25 protein-coding genes are annotated in these 24,176 nt (G+C 31.4%); 18 read left to right on the top strand and 7 right to left on the bottom strand.

All coding sequences use genetic code 11. The annotated features are described in order from the left end of the window. Positions 1 to 35: 35 nt before the first annotated feature. Both KHA90_RS16750 and folP read right to left on the bottom strand, forming a co-directional pair. Positions 36 to 482, bottom strand: a complete 447-nt coding sequence (locus tag KHA90_RS16750; protein WP_213303153.1) for a hypothetical protein — start codon at positions 480 to 482, stop codon at positions 36 to 38. Between the two features lie 20 nt (positions 483 to 502). After that, positions 503 to 1,324 carry a dihydropteroate synthase gene (gene folP / locus KHA90_RS16745; protein ID WP_213303150.1) on the bottom strand — a complete coding sequence of 274 codons (822 nt, stop codon included), beginning with the start codon at positions 1,322 to 1,324 and terminating at the stop codon, positions 503 to 505. 254 nt (positions 1,325 to 1,578) lie between these two features. Here folP and KHA90_RS16740 point away from each other — a divergent pair, with 254 nt between their 5' ends. From KHA90_RS16740 to tpiA, 6 genes are all read left to right on the top strand, one after another. Then, complete coding sequence (locus KHA90_RS16740) at positions 1,579 to 2,118, top strand: DUF1599 domain-containing protein (RefSeq protein WP_213303148.1); 540 nt, start codon at positions 1,579 to 1,581, stop codon at positions 2,116 to 2,118. A gap of 103 nt (positions 2,119 to 2,221) precedes the next feature. After that, positions 2,222 to 2,995: a hypothetical protein gene (locus tag KHA90_RS16735; protein ID WP_213303146.1), complete on the top strand. Its 774-nt coding sequence runs from the start codon at positions 2,222 to 2,224 to the stop codon at positions 2,993 to 2,995. Between the two features lie 100 nt (positions 2,996 to 3,095). Then, positions 3,096 to 4,196: a BT_3928 family protein gene (locus KHA90_RS16730; protein ID WP_213303144.1), complete on the top strand. Its 1,101-nt coding sequence runs from the start codon at positions 3,096 to 3,098 to the stop codon at positions 4,194 to 4,196. 222 nt (positions 4,197 to 4,418) lie between these two features. Next, entirely contained in the window at positions 4,419 to 4,865 is a 447-nt protein-coding gene (locus KHA90_RS16725; RefSeq protein ID WP_213303142.1) for a hypothetical protein, read from the top strand. Positions 4,866 to 5,241: 376 nt separating this feature from the next. Beyond that, positions 5,242 to 5,736, top strand: coding sequence for a TlpA family protein disulfide reductase (locus tag KHA90_RS16720; protein ID WP_213303140.1), 495 nt, complete (start codon positions 5,242 to 5,244; stop codon positions 5,734 to 5,736). A 105-nt stretch (positions 5,737 to 5,841) separates the two neighbouring features. Then, a complete protein-coding gene (gene tpiA / locus KHA90_RS16715) occupies positions 5,842 to 6,594 on the top strand; it encodes a triose-phosphate isomerase (RefSeq protein WP_213303139.1) in 753 nt (250 codons plus the stop codon). 245 nt (positions 6,595 to 6,839) lie between these two features. On the opposite strand, the gene KHA90_RS16710 is transcribed toward tpiA, so the two are convergent. Together KHA90_RS16710 and KHA90_RS16705 are read right to left on the bottom strand one after the other, a co-directional pair. After that, positions 6,840 to 9,176: a hypothetical protein gene (locus KHA90_RS16710; RefSeq protein WP_213303137.1), complete on the bottom strand. Its 2,337-nt coding sequence runs from the start codon at positions 9,174 to 9,176 to the stop codon at positions 6,840 to 6,842. Then, a complete protein-coding gene (locus KHA90_RS16705; protein WP_213303136.1) occupies positions 9,136 to 10,275 on the bottom strand; it encodes a hypothetical protein in 1,140 nt (379 codons plus the stop codon). The genes KHA90_RS16710 and KHA90_RS16705 overlap by 41 nt, the downstream gene beginning before the upstream one ends. A 113-nt stretch (positions 10,276 to 10,388) precedes the next feature. Between KHA90_RS16705 and prmA the strand changes: the two genes are divergently transcribed. From prmA to KHA90_RS16650, 12 genes are all read left to right on the top strand, one after another. After that, positions 10,389 to 11,222, top strand: a complete 834-nt coding sequence (gene prmA, locus KHA90_RS16700; protein ID WP_213303133.1) for a 50S ribosomal protein L11 methyltransferase — start codon at positions 10,389 to 10,391, stop codon at positions 11,220 to 11,222. Positions 11,223 to 11,366: 144 nt separating this feature from the next. Next, positions 11,367 to 11,642 carry an ATP-dependent Clp protease adaptor ClpS gene (locus KHA90_RS16695; RefSeq protein WP_213303130.1) on the top strand — a complete coding sequence of 92 codons (276 nt, stop codon included), beginning with the start codon at positions 11,367 to 11,369 and terminating at the stop codon, positions 11,640 to 11,642. 64 nt (positions 11,643 to 11,706) lie between these two features. Next, the gene (locus tag KHA90_RS25440) at positions 11,707 to 11,904 is read left to right on the top strand and encodes a hypothetical protein (RefSeq protein ID WP_244860405.1); all 198 of its coding nucleotides are present in this window, start codon (positions 11,707 to 11,709) and stop codon (positions 11,902 to 11,904) included. Beyond that, positions 11,905 to 12,966, top strand: coding sequence for a sterol desaturase family protein (locus KHA90_RS16690; protein WP_244860403.1), 1,062 nt, complete (start codon positions 11,905 to 11,907; stop codon positions 12,964 to 12,966). Positions 12,967 to 12,984: 18 nt separating this feature from the next. Then, positions 12,985 to 13,668: a lysoplasmalogenase gene (locus KHA90_RS16685; RefSeq protein WP_213303127.1), complete on the top strand. Its 684-nt coding sequence runs from the start codon at positions 12,985 to 12,987 to the stop codon at positions 13,666 to 13,668. A gap of 228 nt (positions 13,669 to 13,896) precedes the next feature. Next, on the top strand, positions 13,897 to 14,349 hold the full coding sequence (locus KHA90_RS16680; protein ID WP_213303124.1) for a 2-dehydro-3-deoxyphosphooctonate aldolase: 453 nt from the start codon (positions 13,897 to 13,899) through the stop codon (positions 14,347 to 14,349). Between the two features lie 582 nt (positions 14,350 to 14,931). After that, positions 14,932 to 15,723, top strand: coding sequence for an arylamine N-acetyltransferase family protein (locus KHA90_RS16675; protein WP_213303121.1), 792 nt, complete (start codon positions 14,932 to 14,934; stop codon positions 15,721 to 15,723). A 535-nt stretch (positions 15,724 to 16,258) separates the two neighbouring features. Next, a complete protein-coding gene (gene kdsA, locus KHA90_RS16670) occupies positions 16,259 to 17,077 on the top strand; it encodes a 3-deoxy-8-phosphooctulonate synthase (protein WP_213303118.1) in 819 nt (272 codons plus the stop codon). A 17-nt stretch (positions 17,078 to 17,094) separates the two neighbouring features. Beyond that, positions 17,095 to 17,985 carry a hypothetical protein gene (locus KHA90_RS16665; protein ID WP_213303115.1) on the top strand — a complete coding sequence of 297 codons (891 nt, stop codon included), beginning with the start codon at positions 17,095 to 17,097 and terminating at the stop codon, positions 17,983 to 17,985. Between the two features lie 154 nt (positions 17,986 to 18,139). Next, positions 18,140 to 18,814, top strand: coding sequence for a YiiX family permuted papain-like enzyme (locus KHA90_RS16660; protein ID WP_213303112.1), 675 nt, complete (start codon positions 18,140 to 18,142; stop codon positions 18,812 to 18,814). Positions 18,815 to 18,900: 86 nt separating this feature from the next. Beyond that, on the top strand, positions 18,901 to 19,353 hold the full coding sequence (locus tag KHA90_RS16655) for a hypothetical protein (RefSeq protein ID WP_213303110.1): 453 nt from the start codon (positions 18,901 to 18,903) through the stop codon (positions 19,351 to 19,353). A gap of 4 nt (positions 19,354 to 19,357) precedes the next feature. Then, positions 19,358 to 19,663, top strand: a complete 306-nt coding sequence (locus tag KHA90_RS16650; protein ID WP_213303107.1) for a hypothetical protein — start codon at positions 19,358 to 19,360, stop codon at positions 19,661 to 19,663. A gap of 83 nt (positions 19,664 to 19,746) precedes the next feature. Here the strand turns inward: KHA90_RS16650 and KHA90_RS16645 are convergent, their stop codons facing one another. The 3 genes from KHA90_RS16645 to KHA90_RS16635 form a co-directional block, all read right to left on the bottom strand. Next, on the bottom strand, positions 19,747 to 21,135 hold the full coding sequence (locus KHA90_RS16645) for a M20/M25/M40 family metallo-hydrolase (protein WP_213303104.1): 1,389 nt from the start codon (positions 21,133 to 21,135) through the stop codon (positions 19,747 to 19,749). Positions 21,136 to 21,408: 273 nt separating this feature from the next. Beyond that, positions 21,409 to 23,328 (bottom strand): discoidin domain-containing protein, encoded by a 1,920-nt coding sequence (locus tag KHA90_RS16640; protein ID WP_213303101.1) that lies wholly within the window; start codon positions 23,326 to 23,328, stop codon positions 21,409 to 21,411. Between the two features lie 11 nt (positions 23,329 to 23,339). Further along, positions 23,340 to 24,122 (bottom strand): glycerophosphodiester phosphodiesterase family protein, encoded by a 783-nt coding sequence (locus KHA90_RS16635; protein WP_213303098.1) that lies wholly within the window; start codon positions 24,120 to 24,122, stop codon positions 23,340 to 23,342. Positions 24,123 to 24,176 lie beyond the last annotated feature (54 nt).

Here is a 24,176-nt window from a genome sequence, read left to right as displayed (position 1 = left end):
TGTTCTTTAAAATTAACTTTGAAAATTATCTAGTTCTAGATTTTTTCTTTTAATAATGAATAATACCTTTTTTCTAATTTCATGTAATCATTTTTCCAATCTTGAACGGTTTTTGGGGCGTTATACTTTGAATAATTCAAAATTAAAATCTCATCATCTAAATCATCAAAAAAATTCCATTCTTCTTCATATTCATGTATCTCTCCGTTCCAGATATTCATTTTATTTTTATCAAAAGCTATGAGAAATTTTTCACCAACGTATCTACGAATTTTCCAATATAAACTAAGTATATCATCATGATTCAAATTGAAATTTATTTCGAATACTTCATGAAAATCTACAGGATCGCCTATTCCATGTACAAATTGATTTTTTGTCCAATTTGGGATATCTCCAAAATAAAATAAAACAGTGCTGTTTTCTCCGATTTCAACTTTTTGAAGTATGTTCAAAGTATTCAAAATATTTGGCTTTTCCATAAACGTATCATCAATAAATATTAATTCAACTTACTAAACAAAGTAACACATTCCATCGCTTCTTTTACATCATGAACACGTAAAATTTTAGCTCCTTTTGTCAATGCAATCGTATTTAAAACCGTTGTTCCGTTTAAGGCTTCTTGTGCTGTATTATTGAGTGTTTTATAAATCATGGATTTTCTGGAAACTCCAGCCAAAACTGGCAATTCTAACAAATTAAAAAGTTCCATTTTTTGTAAAACTTCATAATTCTGATCGGTTGTTTTGGCAAATCCGAAACCGGGATCTAAGATCAAATCATTGATTCCGAGACTTCTTGCCTTTTTTACTTTTTCAGAAAAATAGAAAAGCATTTCTTTTATAATATCATTGTATTGTGTCAGACTTTGCATGGTTTGCGGATTACCTCGCATGTGCATCATGATATACGGAACATTATATTTGGCAATAACTTTAAACATTTTATCGTCTAATTCTCCCGCAGCAATATCATTTATAATCGCTGCGCCACTTTCTATACTTGGTTTTGCAACCTCAGCTCTAAATGTATCAATTGATAATAATGTTTGCGGAAAATGCTTTAAGATCAGTTCAATTGCCGGAACAATTCGCTCGATCTCTTCTTTTTCAGAAACAAATTCGGCACTTGGTTTACTTGAATACGCTCCAATGTCAATAAATGTTGCACCTTCAGATAACATTTTCTCTACTTGAGAGATAATCTGTTCTTCGTTTTTATACTTTCCGCCGTCAAAAAATGAATTTGGCGTTACATTCAAAATTCCCATTACTTTGGGAATCGACAAATCAATAAGTTGCCCTTTGCAGTTAATTTGCATTTTGTTTATTTTTTGTTTCAAGTTTAACAAAATTTGTTTCAAGTTTTTTTGTTTGATGTTTCAAGTTACTCAGCTTGCGCAATCTACTTCGACCTAAAACTTGAAACCTGAAACTTTTATATTATTATCTCGTTTCAATTTGTCGTCATTAACACTTTGTTTAGAAAAAACTTGAAACAAAGAAAACCTGAAACTTGAAACTCTTTAATATTATACCTATTTTTGAAGAAATTTTAGCAAATATACAGCAATAAATGAAGAATACTTCCCTTGAATATGATAATGTAATTACGGTTTGCCGAACTTTATTTATCAATAAAATGAGTGATTATGGCAGTGCCTGGCGAATTTTAAGATTGCCTTCATTAACCGATCAAATTTTTATAAAAGCACAAAGAATCAGAAGTCTGCAGGAAAACGAAGTTCGTAAAGTAGACGAAGATGAAAAAGGAGAATTCATTGCAATTATCAACTATTCAATTATGGCTTTGATTCAGTTAGAATTAGGCGTTGTTGACCAACCTGATCTTGACATTGAAAAAGCAACCGAATTATACGACGCTAAAATTAAACTGACTAAAGAATTAATGGAAGCCAAAAATCATGATTATGGCGAGGCTTGGCGTGATATGCGTGTGAGTTCATTAACTGATTTGATTCTGCAAAAATTACTTCGCGTAAAACAAATCGAAGACAATAAAGGAAAAACTTTAGTTTCTGAAGGTATTGATGCTAATTATCAGGATATGATTAATTATTCTGTTTTTGCTTTGATTTTAAATCCAATCAAGTAATTTATCTCATAAATATCTATTAAACTTATCAGTTGTTTTTGTCTTTTATTATAAATAACAAATAAGTAAAATTTAAAACATAGTTCAATACCAAAAATTCATTATGAAATCAGGAATTAATAAAGGATACTTAATAGTTCTTGTTTATATAATGGCAATAGTCTGTTTTTCATATATAATTCCAGAATACGGAATGATTTCTATTGCAGCTCCTTTATATATTACAGGGCTTTTTTGTTATATTTTTGGAAGAAAATGGAATAGTACAAATTTAGGAAGAGAAACAGGAAAAGAGGTCAATTTCAAAAAAAGTCATAGTTTGCTTTTTATAAAAATGCAATATTGGGCAATACCTTTTATCTTTTTCGCTACTTTACTGTTAACCAAAGCTATAAATCAGGTTGATGATGACTTATATCTAATTATTCAAAATGTTGCGTTCATTTTATTCTTTTCCAGTTTAATATTTGTTTTTATTCAACTTATTGAAAAGAGTAAGTATAAACGTTATTTTATAATACTATGGTCTGGAAAAGGATATTTAATATTTGTAGTTTTTTTAGTTACTTTTATAGGTTTTACATTTCTTTTTACATCTTCAAAATATACTGTTGCCGCTCCTTTTTATATTACAGCATTTTTTTGCTTTATTTTTGGAAAAATAACAACTGATAAAGTTTCAAAGACCATTATTAATCTGGAAAAAGATGAAGAACTAAGCTTTAAAACTAATGATAGTTTATTTTTGATAAAAATGAAATACTGGACATTTATATTTATTGTTTTTGCTATAATATTAACATTTAGTTCTTCTACAAAAACATCCGGATCCAGTGACAAAATTCCGCGTAAAAATTATTTTAATGAAAATTTTTAATCTTAACTCTATTTAATAAAAATACTGAATAATTAAAACAGGTATTACTTTAAAAAAACCTTTAATATTCGAACTATTTCAAAATCTTATTCAAATTCCCATGAAAAACATCATTACTCAATTCTCAAGACTATTTGTCGGCGTATTATTTATTATTTCGGGATTAATTAAATTAAACGATCCGCTTGGATTCTCTTATAAATTAGCCGAATATTTTAGCGAACCAGTTTTTAATATGCCATTTTTAGAGCCATTAGCTTTAGGATTAGCCATCTTTTTAGTAATTCTTGAAGTTGTTTTGGGTGTTATGTTATTAGTAGGCTACAAATCAAAACTGACAATTTGGGCATTATTATTATTAATTGTTTTCTTTACGTTCCTTACCTTCTACTCTGCTTATTTTGACGTAGTAAAAGATTGCGGGTGTTTTGGAGATGCGCTGCATTTAACTCCTTGGGAATCATTCACAAAAGATATTGTTCTACTTTTCTTTATTGTGATTTTATTCATCAATAAAAATTTAGTAAAACCTTTATTTTCAAATGCTGTAACCAATATCATTACTTTCGCAAGTCTTGTGCTGTGTATTATTATGGCGGTTTGGGTTTTAAATCACAATCCTTTAAAAGATTTCCGCCCTTATAAAGTAGGAACTAATATTGAAAAAGGAATGGAAATTCCTGAAGGTGCGCCAAAATCTGTCGTAGAAATGATTTTTATCTATAAAGTAAAAGGTGTTGACAAAGAATTTGCTGAAAAAGATCTGGCAAATATTCCTGAAGGCGCAACTTTTGTTGACAGAAAAGATAAAGTGATTACAGAAGGTTATGTGCCGCCAATTCACGATTTTACAATGGTAAAAGATGATTCTGATTATAAAGAAGAATTATTGAAAGAACCTAAATTATTAGTTTTTGTAACTTATGATCTTGCATTATCTAATCCTGACGGAATGAAAAAACTGGAAGGTTTAAGTAAAAATGCTAAAGCAAAAGGATATAAAGTAATTGCAATGACGGCTTCCGGAGCTGATGATATTACAAAAGCTAAAAAACAATATGGTTTGGATTTTGACTTTTATTTCTGTGATGCTACAGCATTAAAAACTGTCGAAAGAGCCAATCCTAGTATTGTAGTTTTACAAAACGGAACTGTGATTCAAAAAGTACATTATAACGATACAGATGATTTGAAGCTATAAATCTTCACAATAAATAAAATCAAAAACACCAATTCTTCCCTTAAAGTTGAATTGGTGTTTTTTTTTAAGGCTAAAAACGTTACCAAATAAACAGAAAATCTATATTGATAATCATAATTTAAACTAAAAAATACGTTAAAATAATATACTTGGATTAATATTATAATTTATAAATCTTACCTTTTGTTACTCTAAGGTGTGCTTAATTTAAATCAATAAATCATGAAACAATTGTCACAACTGGTCTTTATATTTTTATTTGTTAGCTGTAATAGTAAAGCTGATGCTATTGACAATCTTACAGCCCCGGAAACATTTGCTTTTCAGCTTATCAATAAAGATAATGGCGAAAATTTATTTACAAACAAAATTTTGGATTCTAAAAAAATAAATGTCAAAAATTTAGATTCCGGTGAAATAGTAAAACATAGCTTTGTTTCCCAAAATAATTTAGATCTTATAGTTCTTGAGAACGTGGGAAGGGAAAGCGAAACTGTGAACTATTCTATCAACGTTGATGACGAAAGTATTTTTGAACTTCATCTTGATGCTATCTTAACAAAAGAAGAGAACTCAGATTATGAATATCAAAATATTGAAATTACAAACAAAGAATCTAATTTAGACAAAACTTCCGGAGTTTATAAAGTCTTTGTTGCAATGGAATAATTACAACATATTTTTTATCAATTTACTTCTCTAAAAACAATTATTTTCTATTTAAAAAAAGCTTTTCTTAGACGTTTTAAAATCTAAAACAGGAAGCTTTTAAAATAAAATAAACTTTTTTCTATTCGATTTTTTCCCTTAAATCAGAAAACGAAGTCAAATTTCATATTTCAACAACCTACTATTACGATTTCATTCACTGTTTTTTAACCGAAATTTTATCTTTTGTTATAAAATAAAGGTCTCCTCAATTTTTGTTAATCTCCATTTCTCATTCGATTTGTTTGTTTAACTTTGTTCTGACGCATTATTTTTTGAATTATTACAAGTGCCAATAAAGAATGTCGGACATAACAATTAAAAATATTATTTTAATATGAAACAAATAGCTCTAATTGCAATTGCATTTATTACTTTCTCTTGTTCTCAGGCTCAGAAAACAAGTTTTTCAAAAGAAGCATTATCTGAAAAATTATTAACTATCGATGGAGGTCAGACTTCTTTCAAAAACATTTTAAAAAAATACAAAGGTAAAACTTTGGTAATCGAGGTTTGGGCTTCATGGTGCGGAGATTGTGTAAAAGCAATGCCAAAATTAAAAGAATTACAAACAAACAATCCTGGTGTTTCTTATCTTTTCCTTTCGGCTGATAAAACGGCTGATAAATGGAAAGCGGGAATTGAAAAACATGAATTAAAGGGCGATCATTTTATGATGAACGACGGTATGAAAGGTGTTTTTGGAAAAGCAATTGATTTAGATTGGATTCCGAGATATATTATCGTTGACAAAACCGGAAAAATCGTATTGTATCGTGCCATTGAAACAGATTTTGACAAAATCAATGAGACTTTGAAAGGATTGAAATAAAAATTAAATAGCAATGACAATTTCAAAATTCAATGTGAATGTCAATGTCAATGTTATCAGAATACAAGAATAAAAACACAAAAGAATAAAATAAAAACTACCAAAATGAGAAAAAAGATTGTTGCAGGAAACTGGAAAATGCATAAAAACGCAGGACAAACTGAAGAATTATTAAACGAATTAATTGCTAAAATACCAGCTCAAACTACTGCTCAGGTAATTGTTGCTCCAACATTTGTAAACTTACAGGCAGCTGTCGCTAAAGTTAAAAATACTACAATTGGAGTTGCTGCCCAAAACGTTCACCAAGCTGAAGGCGGAGCTTTTACAGGAGAAATTTCTGCTGATATGTTAACTAGTATTGGTGTAAAAACCGTAATTCTTGGTCACTCTGAGCGTCGTGCTATTTTTCACGAAACTGATGCTTTAATCGCTAGTAAAGTAGATACTGCTTTGAAACATGAGTTGACAGTTATTTTCTGTTTTGGAGAAGAATTAAAAGATCGTCAATCAGACAATCATTTTAATATTGTTGAAAATCAATTACGTGACGGATTATTCCATATCACAAAAGAATCATGGGCAAATGTTGTTTTAGCTTATGAGCCTGTTTGGGCTATTGGAACCGGAGAAACCGCTTCACCGGAACAAGCACAGGATATGCACGAATTTATTAGAGAAACCGTACGTAAAGCTTTTGGAGCTGATATCGCTGACGAAGTTTCTATTTTATACGGTGGTTCTGTTAAACCTGATAACGCTAAAGAAATTTTCTCTAAACCAGACGTAGACGGTGGTTTAATTGGAGGAGCTGCTTTAAAAGCTGATGACTTTATAGCTATTGTAACTGCTATCTAATTTTAGATTTTTAGATTTTTAGATTTTTAGATTTTTAGATTTTTAGATTTTTAGATTTTTAGATTTTTAGATTTTTAGATTTTTAGATTTTTAGATTTTTAGATTTTTAGATTTTTAGATTTTACTATAAAAAAAGCGTTCGCTGTGCGAACGCTTTTTTTATGCTTTTCATTTTGCTCAAAGCCAAACTTAAATTTTCTTATATAACTTTTATGGTGAAAAATATCACTTACATGTCGAAAAAATTAATTTATAAACGACTGCAATAACGGGCAATTGTATTTTTTAAATGTTGGTGTTGTTTTATAAACCGAATAAAAATTGACAAGCTCCTGCCCTGCTTTAAACGGATTTTTCTCTTCCTCTTCGGTAGAAACTATGTTCGCGTAATGACTATAATAATTACATTCAAAAATCATCAAACTCGCTAAGGCTTTTTCATTGCTGTTTTTAGACATTTTTAACGCTTTTTCATAATACATTTTAGCTATTGTTAAACTGTAATAATTGCCTTTCTGATATCTTTTTTCATTCTCAGAATTGTCTCCATATACATAATCCACATACGATTCACCAGCTGTCCAATCATAGGCAACCATCATCCAGGAATTTCCTAAATACGAGACATTAAAATAAGCATGTGCCAGTTGTAAATTGCTCGATGCTGTATTTTGTTTCTTTAACTGAATTAGTTTTGCAATAAAATCAGCTTTGTTAAAACGATAATTAAATTTGCGTTCTTTATCTTTTTGCAGGATTTTAGGCGAAAAAGGATTTTCGTTCAAATAATCAGTAAATGCATAATTCTTTTCCCAGAAATCTTTTGGCATACTTGCAAAAGTTTTATAAGCTAATTCTAAATTATTATTTCTAAATGCAATTGTTCCTTTTAGATCTTTATAATAATTGATATTAGGAGCGATTGTTCCTGAACAAATATATTTTTCAAAAGGCGTTTTATCTTCTTTTAGCTGTAACGCCATCAATTTATCTACATCATCTATAGTGGCACTTCGATCGAAATAACCAATATAACTGTAGAAATAAGGATTATCATAAACCGAATATTCTCCCGCGCCTTTACTGTCTGATTTCATCATTAATAATCCTGCAGTAACACGATCACCTTTTTTAGCAAAATCTGCGCTGGCAATTCGGTACAAACTGTATAGATTTTTAAATAACCCGTTGTCAGTTTCTACCAAACTTTCAACTGAATTAAAATATTCATAAAGCTGGTTTTGAACTTTCTCGCTTTTCAAATTATCTTGTTTTAAGGAAACTAAAGCCAACTGAATATTCTTTTGCATTTGGATCGATGCATTGGCTTTATCAGAAATCATATTGGTATATTTTTTCCCCAAATCAATCTGATCATCCATAAAACAAAGCTGCGCAATTGCTGCCGTTATATAATCTTTTTGTTCTCCTGAACTTTGTTCGCGAATGGCAATTAAGAAATATTCTAAGGCTCTTAAATGCGAAATATCTTTATTGAAGTTTTCTTCTTTTGCTTTGGCATAATTTCCATACCAATCTGAACCTTCAAAAGTAACCGATGGACTTCCGTTGTTGGTGTATTGAGGCGTAAAAATCCAATCTTCGAGTTTATTGATTTCTCTTCCAATCAAAAAACTCAAATTAATGCTGTTGGGACTTACTTTATAAACTTCTTGTATGGTTTTTAAATCCGGCGCAGGATTTCGGAAACTTTCTATAGCCAGAATTACGCTTCGTTGTTCGTCATTTTGGGCAAGAGCCAAAGTTTGCTCTGTTAATTTCCAATTATAATGCTGTAAAACGGCAAACGCTTTTTCTTCGCATGAAGCGAAAACTTTACTCAATAAATAATTTTGCAAAGGAAAATTTTCAATACATAAAGCCTTATAATACAAAGCCCAGGGTTCTAAAATAGTATTTTTATTATCACCTAAATAAGTATCATATAAACGAATTACTTCATTTTTATCTTCGGCATAAAAACTATATCTTAAAATTAAAAAAGCATAACGCTGTTTCAGGAAAGTATCTTTTGCGGTTTTTATTTTCTTCTCAAAATCATTGACATCGGCTAATTTATGATCTTTGCTTCCATAACCAACCTGATCCCAAGATTCCCATTTTACATCATTATTACCATTGTATTCAAGCTTTTTAGCAAATAAAATATAATTTAAAAAAGCTTTATTTTTTGACAATAGCAAAGCTTCGATAAAAGTATTTTTACTGAATACTTTCTGTAATGACTTGTTTTCATAAGCGGTTTCAAATTGTTCACCGTCCGTTTCATACAAAATAGTATGCACATCTTTTGGATCAATTTTACTCCCTAGTTTTTTCTGCCATTCCATACAATTCAATTCCTGATCAACGCCGGAAACAGTATTGGTCGAATAGTAATAATCTGCTGAATAATAAAATGGTGTCAATTTAAAAAAACCTTCGCGTTGTGCTTTAAACAAAGCCAATCTGCTCGTTTCCGGTGAAACACTCCAACCGCAGGCAAAAGAAACATGAAAGCTTAAAACTAAAAGTAAACTACTAAAAACTCTCATAATAGTTGGATATATTTTGGGTTCCATAATCGTTAATGTATTTTTTATCAAAAGAAAAAAACGTCACTTTGGTTTGGTTGTCAATCTTAATTTTGCCTTTTACAATCGAAATCATTTTCTCAAGTTCTTTTTCGGAAATTTTCTCAATTCTGATTTCGTCGCCGTTTCGCAAATAAGTTTGTCCAATCAAAACATCGTCCTGCAAAACATATTTAGTCGCTGATGTTTTCTTCAGTTTAATTGTATCACTTCTTAATTGATCATAATCTGATAAAATTCCTTTAAACTGATTTCCTCTAAAAACAACTGCCCAACTGTATAATGGCAATGCAATATCAAGTTTCATCTTATATTGATCGTGTGTAATATATTGCGCCAATTCCTCGCTGGTTCCTATTGAGTTTTTAGAATTAAAATCTTCCGGTCTTGTCAAATTATAACACATTAATAAACCTTTATCAACTGGCGGAATTCCTGCTTTTGAAGCATATTTATACTGCCAGAGTCGAATTGTGGCAGAAATTTGTGCCGTTGGAAATCCTTTTTTGATTTGTTTTAATAAATAAAAATAATTGTCTTTTGATTTTTCTGTCCAGTCACAATCGATTAGAATTTCTTTAAAATCAACTTTTAGTTTTGCTAATTCAATCGCTTTTACTGAGTCGTAATTGATTTGTTTGTAGTTTTCCTGCTTGTAATAATCCTTTGGATAAACAATGGCATTGGCAACATTATCGGCTTTGGTTTCATTTATTTTTTCGCCAATTGTTTGCACGCGTTTTGCAATTCGAGCTGCCAGACTATCTAATTGTTTTTTGTTTGCTTGCAAAACAACTTCGTTGGTAATAAAAATACTAGGCGTGATTTCAGGATTACTTGCATTCAGTCTCATATCGTGAATTGTGGCGACTGGCAAAGGTTCTTTTGCGTACGGATTCCAATCAACATCAAAAAAACGAACGTACATATGCTGCACTTTTAAATCCTTGATTAAGGAATCATCTTCTTTTTGAAAATTCAAATCTGTTTTCCAATAACAAAACGATCGCACGACTTCATGTTCGCCTTTTTCACAAGTTGCGCCGTTAAGTGCCGCAAAAAGCAAAATAAAAATGATATTCTTCATATTTTAAAAATCCTTACAAATTCTATTCAAAATTAACATTAATAAATATAAGGATGTCGATTATTTATGAACAACTTCTGCTTTGGATTCTTACCTTTGCAAAAAAATTATTTATGTCGAACATATATTTAGGATACCATTTTACGATTGAACCAAAAGAACCGGGTTCAGAAATTTTAATTGCTGAATTAGGTGAAAAAGCTTTTGAAACTTTTACAGAAACTGAAACAGGAATTTCGGCTTATGTGAAAAAGGATTTATGGGATGAGAATATCTTGGATGACATTTATATTTTAGAATCTGAAGAATTTAAAATCGAATATACGGTTGAAGAAATTGATCAGGTAAACTGGAACGAGGAATGGGAAAAGAATTTTGAAGCGATTGATGTGGACGGAAAATGTCATGTTCGCGCTCCTTTTCATCCAAAAACTGATGCCGAATTTGATATCGTAATCGAGCCAAAAATGAGTTTTGGAACTGGTCATCACGAGACAACTCACATGATGATTCAGCATTTACTAGAAATGGATGTGAAAGGTCTTAAAACTCTTGACATGGGTTGCGGAACTGCCATCTTAGCTATTTTAGCCGAAATGAAAGGCGCAGAACCAATTGATGCTATTGATATTGACAACTGGTGTTATTTGAATTCTATTGAAAATGCAGAACGCAATAATTGCAAACACATCACCGTTTACGAAGGCGATGCAGCTTTATTAGCAGGAAAAAGTTATGACTTGATAATCGCTAATATCAACCGTAACATCTTGTTGAACGATATGCAGCATTATGTTGATTGTTTAAATAAAGGCGGCATAATATTGTTTAGTGGTTTCTACGAAGAAGATATTCCTTTTATTGATGCTTCTTGCACTGAAAAAGGATTAACATATGTTAAAAAGTTTCAAAGAAACAACTGGGTTTCGTTAAAATACGTAAATTAGATAGTTGATATCTTAAATGTAAATAAGCCCCAAGATTAAGCGGATTAAACATATTAGCACAGATTTAGTTTTTGAAAAACCACGCTAATTGCAAATCTCCGGCAAAAGTAAATTAGTAATTACAACAGTACAAAAACTTAAAAAATGAGTACTAAAGAAAAAGTAAGAGAAAGAGTTCGCGAAAAGGAAGCGACAAGTTTCAATAACGAAATCATTGTTTATAATGACGATGTAAACACTTTTGATCACGTAATTGACACTTTAATGCGTGTTTGCAGTCACACGCCTGAACAAGCAGAACAATGTTCCCTAATTGTACATTACAACGGAAAATGTACCGTAAAAACAGGAACAATGGATAAGTTAAAACCTCAATGTACACAACTTTTGGAAGCTGGATTAAGCGCCGAAATTGTTTAATTGCCAATAATGTAAAAAACATTCTATTTTATTCTATATTTGAATAAAATAGAATGTTTTTTTTATGGAAGAATACGGAAAGATATTGATTATCGCAACGCCTATTTTTTTAGTATTAATTGTAATCGAAAAAATATACGGCATTTACAAAAAGGACGACACCGTTCCTTTGATTGATAGCGTATCGAGTATAAGTTCCGGAATTACCAACACGGTAAAAGATGTTTTGGGATTAAGCCTTACTTTTATATCTTATGAATGAATGGTTTCTAAAATTGCTATTTATCATCAGGAAGCCAACATTCTTTCTTACTGCATTGCCTTCATTGTCATCGATTTTTATGGTTATTGGAGCCATCGATGGGCACATCAAATTAATCTTTTCTGGAACAAACACGCGATTCATCATAGCAGTGAGGAATTTAATCTTGCCTGCGCTTTGCGTCAGCCTATTGCGAGTTTAGCTAATTTATTTACTTTTTTACTCATTCCGGCTGCATTATTGGGCGTTCCTGCCACCGTAATTGCAATTACTTTACCGCTCCATTTATTTTTACAATTTTGGTATCATACCAAGCATATTAAAAAAATGGGATTTGTCGAATATATTTTGGTTACGCCTTCGCATCATCGTGTGCATCATGCTATAAATCCGGAATATTTAGATAAAAATCATTCGCAGATTTTTATTTTTTGGGATAAACTTTTTGGTACTTTTCAAGCTGAATTGGATGATGTTCCGCCCGTTTTTGGTATTACAAGACCGGCAAATACGTGGAATCCTATCCGAATTAATTTTCAGCATTTGACCTTATTAATTAAAGATGCGTGGAGAGCTGAAAACTGGAAAGACAAGTTTACTATTTGGTTTAAACCAACGGGCTGGAGACCTGAAAATTTTGAATTAAAATATCCTGTAAACAAAATCGATAATGTTTTTGATTTTGAAAAGTACGGTACTCAAAACTCTAAAAAAATAATTTACTGGTCTGTAACACAAGTTTTAATCACTTTGTTGTTTGTAACCTATTTATTTGATAATATTGCTAAAATTGGTTTGCCAAATATTTTTATCTACGGCTTATTTATACTGGTAACCATTTACAGTTATACTGAGTTGATGGACAAAAGTAGATTTGCCATTTTATGGGAAGGTTTACGCTTTATAATTGCAGTTGCTATTATAGCGTATTATGGAGATTGGTTTAGCTTAAATCATGTTTTTTCTGCAAGCAATTATATCATTTTAAGTTACTTGAGCATATCGTTTTTAATTTCGATTTACTTTGTAACTGTTGATTTTAAAATAAACAAAACCAAATAATAAATTCATAAACCGCTTATGAAAAACGCCATTTTTTTTAAAATCTATATTGTTTTTAGTATTGTATATCTCATTGTTTTATTTAGAGGAAATGAAAATTTAGATTTATTTCTAAAACCCGCTTTAATTCCGTTATTAGGATTTGGAGTTTATTTTCACCGGAAGTTTCCATCAAGAAAAATTCTTTTAGCTGGTTTACTTTTTTCCTGGATTGGAGATGTCATTTTACTTTTTGCTGATATTGCCGAAATCTATTTTATTCTGGGGTTAGTCTGTTTTTTAATTGCACATTTAAGTTATTGTGTGCTTTTTAACAAACAAATTTCGGGCGAAATTCATTTTAATAAAGTTCTTTTTGCACTTGGAAGTCTTTTAATTGCAGGCTATTTAATTGGAATGGTTTCTTTTTTGATGCCAAAATTAGGTGATTTAAAAATACCTGTAATTGTTTATGCAGCTGTAATTTCTACAATGGTTTTATTTGCCTTTAATGGTTATTTAATTTGGAAAAAACCCGGAGCTTTATATGTTTTTTTAGGTGCTTCAATATTTGTTCTTTCGGATAGCATTCTGGCAATCAATAAATTTCATGCGCCAATTGAAAAAAGTGTATTTTTTATTATGTTAACTTATCTTGTGGCACAATATCTGATTGTTATGGGTATCATCAAATTGAATAAAAAAATTAGCCCGGAGGTTTAATTTGGGGAAAAAATGGCTCACGGATTAAACTGACAAAACGGATTTACGCTGTTTTTTTAATCTTTGAATCTTTGACGGAAAATTTGCGCGAGAGTAAAATTCATTGATTTTTTTCTCACGCAGATTTAGCAGATCTTGCAGATTTTTTTTCTTTTTAATGCTTTATTCCGATAGCTTTTGGGAGTGGCAGAAAAAACATTTTACATTTGTACTAACAATATTTAAATCATGAAAAAAATAGTCCTTTTTATCGTTTTGTTAATTACTGCAACTTCTTGTGTGAGTACAAGATCGACTTTGAAAAATGTCGATGATAATGCGCCGGATTTAGTTTTAAAAAAAGACAATACCTTTGTAATTACTCTTTTTAGCAATGATAAAAAATACGGTTTTGATCCTGATTATCCGGTAAATATTTTTTACAGAAATACTAAAGATGAAGCCTTAAACGAAAGTCGGTTTTTGAATGCTTTAGCCGGACCAAATGGAGAAAAAATTACTTTTACCCGTTTAGAAACCTGTTGCCCCTTCCCAACTAAAAGAAGCGATATGGGTGCAGGATTTTTGAATGTCTACGAATTAAAATGGGACGGTCAAAAGAAACCTATAAAATTGTATTTGAATATTTATGAAAAAGGAATTTTAATGGTTCCGATGGGATTGAGTTTGAAGAAGGGATAAGTTTCTTTGACAAGTCATTTTTAAATAACAAACAGAGATTGATTTTACGATATTTAAATCTTTAAAACTTTCTGCAAACATAAAGTATTTCATTAAGTTAAGGGGAATCTATAAAATTACTTAACAGTTTAATCGAGAAAGTAATTAGAAAAAATCCGTTTTTATCAGCGTTTTGCGTTAGCGAATCAGTAAAATCAGCGTCTAATTTTTGACGCGGATAAAACAGATTTACTTCGTAAAAACGCGGATAAAAACGGATTTGATTTGCAATGATTTTATTTTTTAAAAGCTTAACTTAATGACATTGGGGGAGATCCCTCATGCCTAAGGATGACATACTTTGTGGTTAATGCTTTTTGGCTATGTTTTCTAAATTAAATTTAAAGATTAAACTTCCTAAAACCTTGATAATTCCACTTTACTCCTAGCCGGGATAGCAAAAATCATTTCTGAAAAAGCCTATTTTTTCTGGTTTTACACTGCGACCAGAGTAACTCCCCTGAAAAATAAGTTAAATTAAATCTTTACTTATATAATTGTTTTAATTTTGATTGTAGTGATAAAATACAAACAAAAAAGAAAATGGAACAATCAAAAAACAACTATAAAATTGAAGCTTCAAGTTTCGATTTACAGCAATATTTAAAGAGAATCAATTTTGAGGGAGAAATCACATTGAGTTTAGAAGGCATAAAAAAATTGATGCAAAGTCAAATATTTAATGTGCCTTTTGAAAATATTGATGTTCAGGCGGGTAAAGTTATCTCTTTAATTGGTGAGGATATTGTAAACCAAATTGTGAATAAAAATCGTGGCGGATATTGCTATCAAATTAATGGGATATTTTCATTAATGCTTCAAAAAATTGGAGTTCCCCATTATTATATTGCGGTGCGTCCTTTGGTTAATCCCGGTCAGAATGCTAAAACACATTTGGCAATAATTGCTACAATCGAAAATGAAGAATATCTGATTGATTTGGGATTTGGAGGTAACAGCATCAGAGAACCTTTAAAACTGAATGAAATTGGAACTGAAATTAACCAGGGTACTGAAACTTTCACTTTGGTAAAAACCGAAGAGGATGAATATTTACTCCAAATAAAAATTGGAAAAGAATGGTCTAATTTATATTCGTTTGATTTGAATCCCCAACGATGGATTGATTTTAAACCTGCTAATCATTATAATTACTCACATCCTGATTCTTTTTTTACTCAAAATTTAATTGTTGTTTTACAGAATCCTTTGGGCAAAAAAATACTATTTAAAAATTCAATAAAATCAGTAACAAACGGGATTACTGAAATTATTTCTTTTGAGGATAATCAACTGAATACTATTTTGGCGACAGAATTTAATTTGAAGGTATAATTTAGTATAAACTGTTTTAAAGGAATTATTCTCTATAAAAGCGCATAATTCAACTACAGTTCTAGCTCACTGTCATTAAATTAAGCTCTTTTAAAAATAAAAATAATCTCGCAAAGGCGCTAAGACGCAAAGTTTAAACACAATATTGTCATTTCGACGGAGGAGAAATCTCCACGAGAAGCTTGACAAAGATTGGATTTGCAATGCGGAGTTACTTACGGAGATTTCTCTTCCGTCGAAATGACAAACCTTTGCGATTTTGCGAGAGATTTTTTCGGCATAACATTATTGATTTTTCTTTAACTTAATGACATTGATTTCTAGCCCCGATAATAACGGAAATCATTTTTTGAGAAAGCCTATTTTTTCTGGTTTTTACAGAGCGACCGGAGGAAGCTCCTGTAAAGACCAAGAAAAAAAGGGTTTAGAGAAAAATTTTGAAGTGAATAGCGGGAGAAGCTTCTTAAAATAATCTTAAATCTTCATGTGCTATTCATAAATCATAACTACCTTTGCACTGTCAAAAAATCATATTATGAACATACAACATATTCCACAAATTAAGCATACTGAAAGCGGAAATTTCTTTTTATTGGCGGGTCCTTGCGCTATTGAAGGGGAAGAAATGGCTCTAAGAATTGCTGAAAAATTAGTTGGTATTACCGACAAACTTCAGATTCCTTATGTATTTAAAGGATCGTTTAAAAAAGCCAATCGTTCAAGAATCGATAGTTTCTCTGGAATTGGTGATGAAAAAGCATTAAAAATTTTAAGAAAGGTTTCTGAAACTTTTCACGTTCCTACTGTAACTGATATTCATACTAATGAAGATGCTGATATGGCGGCGCAATACGTTGACGTTTTACAGATTCCTGCGTTTTTAGTTCGTCAGACTGATCTTGTTGTGGCTGCGGCTAATACGGGAAAAGTGGTGAATTTGAAAAAAGGGCAATTTATGAGTCCTGAAAGCATGAAACACGCTGTACAAAAGGTTCTTGACTGTCATAACGAAAATGTTATGGTTACAGATCGTGGTTCTATGTTTGGTTATCAGGATATGATTGTTGATTTTAGAGGAATTCCTACTATGCAACAATACGCGTCTACGGTACTGGATGTTACGCACTCGTTGCAACAACCTAACCAAACTGCCGGTGTTACTGGCGGAAGACCTGATATGATTGAAACTGTTGCCAAAGCGGGTATTGCCGTGGGTGTTGACGGTATTTTTATCGAAACTCATTTTGATCCTGCAAACGCAAAAAGTGATGGTGCTAATATGTTGCATTTAGACTATTTTGAAGGTCTGATGACTAAATTGGTTGCCATTAGAAAAACAGTTAACTCATTTTAATTTTTAATACCATTTCATTGAAAACAAAAATTTTATTTTTCTTTTTGTTGTGTTTTTCAATAAACACTTTTGCTCAGGAAGAAATAGCAGTACAAAGATATACAGCTCATAACAAGGGTAAATTCTTTGTTTCCTGGGGAGGAAACAGAGATAGTTACACTAAATCTGATGTGAATTTTAGAGGTAAAGATTACAACTTTACAGTAGCAGACATGAAAGCACATGATAAACCAAAAGGATATCATATTGATTATATAAATCCGGCTAACATGACAATTCCTCAGACTAATTTTAGAATGGGATATTTCTTTAGCGATCATTACAGCGTTTCGATTGGTTGGGACCACATGAAGTATGTAATGACTCAAAATCAGATAGCTAACGTTACAGGCGATATTAATTTACCTGCTGACCAAGCTGGATCTATTTATAACGGAGTTTATAATAATACACCTGTAGATATGTCTCAAGGTGGTGCTCAGGAAGGCGGGAATCAGGGAAATGGTACTGCTTTTTTAATGTATGAACATACAGATGGTCTAAACTACATTAATACTGAGGTTTCACGACATGATGATATTTCGAAGTTATTTAATTTACCCAATACTGATAAATTTCAGATCAATTTAACTGAAGGTTTAGGTGCAGGGCTTTTATATCCTAAAACAAATACAACTCTTTTAGGAAAAGAACGTCATGATGATTTTCACGTTTCCGGTTATGGTTTATCTGCTAAAGCGGGTATCAACTTTACTTTCTTCAAGTATTTTTACTTGCAAGGTGAGCTAAAAGGTGGTTACATCAACATGCAGGATATTAGAACTACAAAAAGTAATGATGATAGAGCTTCGCAGGACTTTTTCTTTTTTCAAAGAATTATTGCTGTAGGTGGAATTTTCAGAATCTAATATTTCTTAAAAAACATTTAAAAATAGCTATCATTTATTTGGTGGCTATTTTTTTTATTACTTACTTTGTAATTCAAAGTTCTTTTAATATATTTGAAAAACAATATTTAACGTAAAGCTTAATAAAGTACTTTTAGCATTCAATTATAAAAACATGAAAAAACAAAAATACCTGTTTCTGGGAATTACATTCCTTTTGAGTTTTGGATTTGCTTTATTTGTAGCCATGTCGGTTTTTCCAAATAATCCATTTTCGAAAAGAAAAGCAGAAAATACGATTGAGAGCAAACTGAAAGATGGTGATATTATCTTGCAGACTTCTCAATCTGCGCAATGTGAAGCTGTTCGAATTGCTACAAATTCTAAATTTTCGCATTGTGGTATTATTTATAACGTAAACGGAAATTGGTTTGTATTTGAAGCAGTTCAACCGGTAAAACTTACTCCGTTTGAGGACTGGATTAAACACGGAAAAGACAATAAATATGTTGTGAAACGATTGATTGATGACAAGGTTTTGACTCCTGAAGTTTTGCAAAAGATGAAAGATTATAGTCAGCAATTTGATGGAAAAGAATACGATGCGTATTTTGAATGGACTGACACAAAGATATATTGCTCTGAACTTGTCTGGAAAATCTATAAAAATGCGGCAGGAATTGAGCTTTCAAAATTGAGGTATTTAAAAGACTTTAATTTAAGTGACGTGAGAGTTCAAAAAATATTAAAGGAACGCTATGGCAATGAAATTCCGCTTGACGAAAAAGTCGTTGCTCCTGTTGATCTTGCCGATTCTAAAATATTGAAAACTATAATAGACAACTATTAACAAAATGATTAAAAGCTAATGCACATCTGTTAGCTTTTTTCTTTACTAATTTACTTTGAAATTCAAAGAACTTTTAAAAAACCATCATGAAAGATTATTGTATCGAAAAATTGTATGAGTGCAGTAAAAAGCCTTATCAAAAATATTTTAAAAAAAATGAACCCTGGAAAATCAACAAGCACGAATTGCTGCATTATCCTGAAGATAGTTTAGGATTTGGTTTAGGGAATTTCCTATTCAATAATCATTTTGATATTCAGGAAAAACTGGAAGATCACGATATTATTCATGTGCTGACCAATACAGGAATTTCTGTTGTGGAAGAAATAGGAATGCAATATTACCTTTTAGGAAACGGAAAGAAGAGCTTGTATTTGTTTCTGGTTATTGCCTCGGGTACAATCTTTTATCCAAAACAAATAAAATATTTTATACAGCAATATAAAAAAGGAAAAGAGGCACTTACATTTTATTATCTGGATTTTTCAAAAATGCTTTTTATGCCTATTAAATCAATTCAACAATCTTTTAAAATTTAATTTTATGAAAACGATTCAAGACAAAACTTTTAAAGAAAAACAATCTGCAGAATTGGCTATTGGCACTTTTGCTATCAGTACTTTTATGTTTATACTTTATATTATTTCAAACGAAAGTCCAAATATTTTAGTTATTGCCTGGCCATTTGCTGTTTCAGGTATTGCCTTAAATACTATCATGTTTACTCATTTAGCCGACAGGTTTATTCACTTACCGGAATATCGAAAAGATATTGCGTTTAAGATCTTAATTCTGCTTTCTAACATTCCGATAACGTTTTTGTATTATTTAGTCGTGATGAAGCTTTAAATAAAACTATGCGAAAGTATTCAAACAAAAAAAAGCTACAAGTATAAACTCATAGCTTTTTAGATATTTTTATTTTTGGAAATTTAATTTACTGTTGGTGTTATAATTCCGGTTTGGTCCATTAAATAAATTAATGATGTCATTGTTGCAGCCCCAAGTTCCAGTTCTCTTTTGTTTACTGCATCAAATTTGTCGTTTGCTGCATGGTGATAATCAAAATAACGTTGTGAATCTGGTTTTAAACCTGCTTTTACAATTGCTTTAGACGTTAAATGACCAATATCTGAGCCTGCATGCCCTATTGTAAAACTGTGCACTAAATATGGCTCAAAAAGATCTTTGAAATCTTTGATTTTTTTATAATTCGCATCGTCAGCTTCTATAGAAAATCCTCTTGGAGTAAATCCGCCTGAATCACTTTCTAAAGCAAAAATATGGTTTTCATTATTTTGTTTAGAAACTTCTTCGTACTTCGCTCCTCCTTTTCCGCCGTTTTCCTCATTCATAAACAAAACAACACGAATAGTGTTTTTTGGTTTGTAGTTTAAGTTTTTAAGGATACGAATTACTTCCATACTTTGCACTACTCCTGCTCCATCATCTTGAGAACCATCGGCTAAATCCCATGAATCTAAGTGTCCGCCAACTACCATAATATTTGATGGAGTAACTGTTCCCGTTAATTCTCCTATCACATTATGCGATAAAACATCTGGCAAAGTCTCGCAAGATTGTTTGAAATAGAATTTTAAAGCTGGATTAGCTTTTAAAGTTTTACTTAACAATTCAGCTCCATTTGTACTAATTGCAGCTGTTGGAATATATTGCTCTTTTGGTAAATCACCATAACTTTGAGCTCCTGCGTGAGGAAAATCGTCTAAACGTAAATTCATTGAACGAACAATTGACCCTACCGCTCCTAATTTAGCCGCTTCTTTTGCTCCTGCAAATCTTTGATCTACACAAGCTCCGTAGGAAACAAAGGTTTCGATATTTTCAGGATTCATTGGTCTGTTAAAAAACACAATTTTACCTTTTACTTTATCTCCTAATGACTTTAATTCATCAATTCCCTGTACTTCAATGATTTCTGCTGTAAGTCCTGTTTTTGGAGTTGCAACTGATCCTCCTAAAGCACAAATTGGAATATTCGTTTTTACTTTTCCGTCTAAAATATAGGCAGTTTCTTTTTCACCACGAACCCAATGCGGCACCATAACTTCTTGTAAATACACTTTGTCTAAACCTAATGCGTCAAGTTGTCTTTTAGTATATTGTACTGCTTCTGCAGCAGTTGGAGAACCTGATAAACGGCTTCCGATATCATTGGATAAATATTCTAACCAAGTATAACATTTAGCCTCGGTTAGTGCTTTTTTATAGAATAATTTAATGTTTTTTTCATCATTTGATTGGGCAGAAGATGCCAATCCGCTTAAAACTAAAGCAGTTAAAAGAATCGTTTTTTTCATATGGTTTATAGCATTTTTGGGTTGTCAGGCAAAGGAACAAAATTCTGAAGAACTGGAAACAGTTTTATTTAACGATTTCTGAAAATATTATTAAAATTAACCCGTTCGGTGTAAATTAATAAAGTTGAATTAAACACATAGAAACATAGATTTTAAATGTAAAAAAGAACGCAAAAAAGAAATACATTTCTTTCACAGCCTTAGCTTTGTGTATTTTAAATAAGTGAAACGCCGATTTTTTAGTTGAAAAATCGGCGTTTCTATGGGTTAAAATTAATTCACTTCTATTAGCTCATTTTTTGTGCTAATTCCGTTCTCATTAAAAGCTTCAATTGTAAAATAATACTTTGTTCCTTTGTCTAATCCTCTAAAATCATATGAAGTTTCATCATAGACCATAATTGTATTGTATAATTTATCAGGCGTGATTCCGTAATAAATATTATAACCAATTGCATCCGCTTGTTTTTTCCATGAAATCATTGCGTTACGGGAATCTGATGCATTTCTGTTAACTTTAAAATCTGAAACTGAAGTTGGTTTTTCAGCCAATCCGTTTCCAAAAACTCTAAAATCTGAAATAGCAAACAATCCAGATGCATTGTGAATGTTTTCCATTTTGATATAACGCGCTTTAATTGCTTTCGTCAACTCTACATAATCATGCGGAACATCTTTTGCATTTTTAGATTTATCAACAACTAACTTCCAATTTACAGCATCATCAGACATGTAGATTTTATATTGGTAATAAATATCCATCGCTTTGTTATACTGCGTTGCTTTATGATCTGCATAATTAATTTGTAACGCATTTATTTGCATTTGTCTGCCTAAATCCAGTTGTAACCATTCGCCTGGATTTGCTGTTTTTGCTGACCAATACGTCTGAATATTTTCATCGGTTAAATTTGAGGCGCCATAACAAAACTTCTCGTATACTTTTTTACCTCCGTTATCTACTCTGTGCGTTTCAACTTCCATACATTCTTCTGATGAAGAAACTGTAACGGGCTTTTTATACGAAAGCAACATCCATCCTGAAGATGCTCCTTTTTCCTGATTTCGTTTTTTGGTTGGTAACATAATCGGAAAATCTCCGTAAGAAGTAATTGAATACATGACATCGTCCTTATCAAATCCTGCAGGAAACATATCGATACGACGCTCAAAACGATCTTTTATGGAGATTTTGCAAGTTCCGGTATTCCAGTAATTTCCGTAATTATCCGCAAAAGTATTTCCGTGTCCGGCTCCAATTACAAATCCGCCTGGTTTATATGACATTGGATTGTGTTTTTGATATGTAAATGGTCCTAACGGACTATTACCAACATGAACTCCATTTGCGTAGCCTTTATATTCCGTTGCTGGCGCACCATATTGCATATAATATTTTCCGTTGTGTTTGGTCATCCACGCACCTTCAATAAAATTACCCCAAGGTGCAGGTTCCATATCATTATTTGGTCCAAAACGTTCCCAACCGTGAGATGAAGGATCTAAACCTACGACTTCTTTTATTTGACCATACGGACGCTGAATATCTTCAACTTCTGTTGCTTTGTATAATTTCTCATAATCAGCCTGATTTCCTTTCGGAAGCCAGGTTTTATAATCTACTTCAACGCCTACAAGTGGTAATTTTCCGCTTGAACCATAATACATATATACTTTTTTATCGTCGTCCTGAAAAATCGCAGGATCCCACGTAGGAAGCATTGCTTTATCAACATGTCTTAACCATTGTCCAGATTTTGGATCAGCAGTTTTCCAGATAGGATGATCTCTTTTCCAGGTTGAACCTACATAAAATAAAGTATCGTTTACAACCCACGCAGCCGGAGCGCATTGATCGTCATCGGCTGGTTTTCTTTGGAAACTTCCGTAAACAAATTTCCAGTCAGACATGTCTTTGCTCCAGAAATATCCTGCCTGATTTGTAGCGAATAAATAATATTCACCTTTAAAAGTAATGATTACAGGATCTGCACTCGAACGACGGGATTCTGGAATACCATTATGATTTTCAGTCGTATAGTTGTAACCAATATTGACAGGATTACAATAAGTTGATGCTTTTTTATTAGGGTCAAACCATTCCGTTTTACCAGGAATATTGTTTTTTTGTGCAATTGTATTATTACACAAAAACAAAAGCAGCAAAAGCGGTATTGAAATTAGTTTATACATTTTTTTGTTTTTTATTTTTTGTTTTTTATTCTTTGATTCAATAATTCAGGTTCATTGGTTGTGATATAATCAAAGTTATTTTCAACAATCCAATCCATAATATCACCGTCATTTACTGTCCAGACATTTAGCGTTATATTATTTTCTTTTGCTTCTTTTATCCATTCCGGATGTTTTTGAAAAACCGAATAATGAAAATCAACACCTGAAATATGATCTGATTTTACTTCTTTTGGAGATTTATTCCCTTCCAGATATTGCAAAGAAGTTACTTTATCAACTTGTCGAATTTGTTTTAGAATTTCATAATCAAAACTGATATATGAAGTCATCTTCTCTGCTTTAAGTTTTTTAATCGTTTCTACAGTTTTTAAAGCTGTTAGTTTCCCTCTTTCTTTAGTTATTTCCGAAGGCTTAATTTCACAGACTAAAAGTGTGTGTGTGTTGTTTTTTTTACCTTCTGTAATATACTCGTGTAAAGTTGGAAGCTTTTCTCCGTTTGAAAGTTTAAATTTTATTAAGTCGGCATAATTTGTTTCCTCAATAAGTAACTTATTATAATGCGCATCGTGATTGATTACGAGTGAATCATCTGCGGTTCTCCAAACGTCAAATTCCGAACCGGCAAGTTTTAAATCAATAGCGTGTCGAAGTGAAGCTATTGAATTTTCAGGTAAATTATTTTTTTTCCATGCACCCCGATGCGCTACAACTGCATTTTTTTTCACATTACAGGAAGTGAAAATGATTGTAATCATCAAAAGAAATACAGAGAATATTTTGATTGAATTCATTTTTCAAAAATTAAGATTTATATATTTTTCAGGAATAATAAATATCGAATTTAC

This window comes from Flavobacterium psychroterrae, from assembly GCF_018380615.1.
In the GTDB taxonomy this organism is placed as follows: Bacteria; Bacteroidota; Bacteroidia; order Flavobacteriales; family Flavobacteriaceae; genus Flavobacterium; species Flavobacterium psychroterrae.
The sequence above is the reverse complement of the archived record's forward strand: the minus strand, read 5'-3'. Positions and strand labels throughout refer to the sequence as shown.